The organism is Holdemanella porci (assembly GCF_009696075.1).
Taxonomy (GTDB): Bacteria; Bacillota_I; Bacilli_A; order Erysipelotrichales; family Erysipelotrichaceae; genus Holdemanella; species Holdemanella porci.
On sequence record NZ_VUMR01000100.1, the window covers coordinates 1 to 2,689 of the forward strand.

Annotated in this window: 4 protein-coding genes; 3 read left to right on the top strand and 1 reads right to left on the bottom strand. The window is 35.2% G+C overall.

Translation table 11 applies throughout. The features are described 5' to 3' along the window. The 3 genes from rpsK to rplQ form a co-directional block, all read left to right on the top strand. On the top strand, window positions 1-126 hold a 126-nt coding region (rpsK, locus tag FYJ55_RS10425), incomplete at its 5' end, for a 30S ribosomal protein S11 (protein WP_154555653.1). A 24-nt stretch (window positions 127-150) separates the two neighbouring features. Next, entirely contained in the window at window positions 151-1,107 is a 957-nt protein-coding gene (locus tag FYJ55_RS10430; protein WP_154556768.1) for a DNA-directed RNA polymerase subunit alpha, read from the top strand. 11 nt (window positions 1,108-1,118) lie between these two features. Next, complete coding sequence (gene rplQ, locus FYJ55_RS10435; protein WP_117571636.1) at window positions 1,119-1,481, top strand: 50S ribosomal protein L17; 363 nt, start codon at window positions 1,119-1,121, stop codon at window positions 1,479-1,481. 36 nt (window positions 1,482-1,517) lie between these two features. On the opposite strand, the gene FYJ55_RS10440 is transcribed toward rplQ, so the two are convergent. After that, a complete protein-coding gene (locus FYJ55_RS10440) occupies window positions 1,518-2,561 on the bottom strand; it encodes an amidohydrolase family protein (protein ID WP_326831873.1) in 1,044 nt (347 codons plus the stop codon). Between the last annotated feature and the right edge of the window lie 128 nt (window positions 2,562-2,689).

A 2,689-nucleotide genomic window follows, 5' to 3' on the forward strand; every position in this document is an offset into this window, starting at 1 on the left:
CCTGGACCTGGACGTGAAGCAGCTGTCAGAGCATTACAGGTAGCTGGTTTAGAAATTACAATGATCAATGATGTAACACCAATTCCACACAACGGATGTCGTCCACCAAAACGACCTCGTGGATAGTCACCATACTAAGGAGGTGTCCAAATGAGCACAAAGTATAAAATTTCGACTATCGAAGAAACAACAAATGTAGGTAAATTCTTATTAGAACCATTAGAATATCGTTATGGTACACCATTAGGTAATGCACTTCGCCGTGTATTGTTATCTTCAATTCCTGGAGGTGCGATCTTTAGTATTCGTATTGACGGCGTATACCACGAATTTACAGGTATTAAAGGTGTAAAAGAAGACGTTGCTTCAATTATTTTAAATTTGAAACAATTGATTTTAGATATTGATATTCATGACAATGAAGTTTATACGCTTCGTATCGACCAGGAAGGACCAAAAACAGTCTTAGCAGGTGATATCGCATGTCCAACAGGAGTTACTGTATTAAACAAAGATTTACCAATTTGTACTTTGTCTGAAGGAGGTTCTATGCACATGGAACTTCAGGCTCGTTTAGGCCGTGGATTCGTGCGTTCTGATGTAAATAAGAGAATGTACCAAAATGAAGGACAACCTCTTGGTATTATTTATACAGACTCTCTATACTCACCAGTTAAAAATGTTAGCTATGTTGCTACACCCATTAAAGGTGAAGATGGAAGTATGTACGATTCATTAGAGTTAGAAATTACTACGGATGAAACAATTAAACCGAGTGAAGCATTAGCTGTAGCAGGTAAAATCTTGCGTGATCACTTATCAATTTTGGCATCAGTTGATGAAGCTAGTCTTGAAGTGAAAGAAAAAGAAGTTGAAGTTTCAGAAGAACCTGTAGCATACACTACTCACAAAATGATTGAAGACTTAGAACTATCAGTTCGTTCTTATAACTGTTTAAAACGTGCTGGTATTGCGACTGTTGATGAATTAACTCAAAAAACAGAAGAGGAAATGATTCACGTTCGTAATTTAGGGAAGAAATCATTACAAGAAGTTAAAGACAAAATTAAAGAATTAGGATTGTCTTTTAAGCAAAATAACGGATAGGAGGAAATACCATGTGGAATCGTAAATTGGGACGTAAAGCCGATCATCGTAAAGCATTGTTGCGTAACATGGCAACATCTTTGATTGAAAACGGACAAATTGAAACAACAGAAATGAAAGCAAAAGAATTAAGCGCTGTAATGGACTCATTAGTAACATTAGCAAAACGTGGAGATTTACATGCACGTAGACAAGCAGCAGCTTACGTTCGTAATGTAGAAGTTGATGAAGAGGGAACAACAGCTCTTCAAAAATTATTCAATGAAATTGGACCAGCATATGCAGATCGTAATGGTGGATACACTCGTGTTGTAAAAACACGTATCCGTCGTGGAGATGCAGCTCCAATGGCAATTGTACAATTCGTTAAGTAATTTAATGAATAATAAAGGCACTGAGTGAATCAGTGCCTATTTTTTTGTGATTACTTTTTGAATTTGATCTTCCTTCCAAATGACAAGATCACAATCAAATCCTTCTTTAACTTGTCCTATGTGTTCAAAACCTAATACATTCGCAACATTTTTCGTAAAGAATGGCAAAGCATTTTCATACCCAAGTACATTTTTCAGATAAATGAATTCCTTCTTTAAGTTTGAAATTGGTGTAATACCAATTTCTTTAACGGATCCATCTTCATTGTATGTAGACCATGAACCTTGAGCATCACTAGAAATGGTTACTTTCTCTGTATTTTTTATTTGTTGAATGTAACTCAAAGTCTTACCATTACCATCACATGTTATGTCAATTGTACCACCCATATCAGTAAATCTTTTTGCTTCTTCAAATAAATGAGGATTTCTTGTGCAGTGTGTTGGCTGGAATAAAGAAACGGGAATATCCGCTTTTTCTAAGATGTTAAAAACTAAGTCTAAGGCTTGTTTTTCGTCTCCCATATGAATTGTTAAGTTTGCTTGTTTTCCTGCAATTAAGCTTGCGGTACGGATTTTAGAAGCCAATCGAGTTAATTCTTCCTCTGTTACATGACTAGACCTATGATCACTTAAAGCTAGTTTTACACCAAGAATACTATCAATAAACACAATATCATCTTCCATAGAACGAGTTAGTGTATTACTTGGATATGCATAGCTACCTGTTAAGATATAGGTATGTACACCTTTTTGTGTTAATTCTTTAGCTTTCGCAAATAATTCTTTTGTACTTCTTGTATAACCATCTGTTCCCAATAATCCAATGACAGTTGTGATACCTGCATCTAATATTTCCTGTACATCTATAGGCCTAGCTCTAGAAATAAAACCAGCTTCTCCACCACCACCAGTAATATGAACATGGCGATCAATTAGACCTGGCGTTAAAATGCATCCTGTGCCATCAATTGTTTCAATTGGATAAGAAAGTTCGATATGATCATCTATTTTTTCGATTTTAGAATCTGAAATCAATACATCTTTTATTCCTAAATTGTCAGGCGCATAAATTTGAATGTTTTTGGCTTAACTAGCAATTTGGTGACTTTGCTATAATTCTTCTTTTTATCACTTACACGAATAACCACTCGTTTTTCAAATCCTTTAAGCGAGTGATTTTATAGATGTTTTTCAATCTAAGTAGT